Here is a 346-nt window from a genome sequence, read left to right as displayed (position 1 = left end):
CCAAAGCTATAACCTACAGCGCCAAACTTGGTTGGAGGCAACGTGAAACCATGTTTAAGATCGTCGAACTTTACGATTACTGGGCTGCTGAACCAAGTAGAATCCTCGATGGGAGGATCGGATGGGCGTATGACGGTTTTGGAAATTACGGGGAAGGTGGAGTCGCGAATAACATCGGTGTAAAGCTTTCCGACGTGAAGAGAAATTATGTCAATTTTTTCATCGCCACGAGCTAGAGAAAATATCGGTGTGATTGATATTGCTATCCAAAGGCATTTCATCATGATTCGCACTAGTGTGCTGTTCGCGAAATAAATTTCTGAGTAATTCGTCTACACTTCAAACG

Annotated in this window: 1 protein-coding gene; it reads left to right on the top strand. The window is 43.6% G+C overall.

The window, feature by feature from the left end; translation table 11 throughout:
• The coding region (locus ACW9H9_RS28845) for a hypothetical protein (protein WP_457346742.1) at positions 1–236 on the top strand (236 nt) is incomplete at its 5' end.
• Positions 237–346 lie beyond the last annotated feature (110 nt).

This window comes from Pseudomonas sp. SDO5215_S409 (genome assembly GCF_054071325.1).
This window is presented reverse-complemented; position numbering and strand designations above follow the sequence as displayed.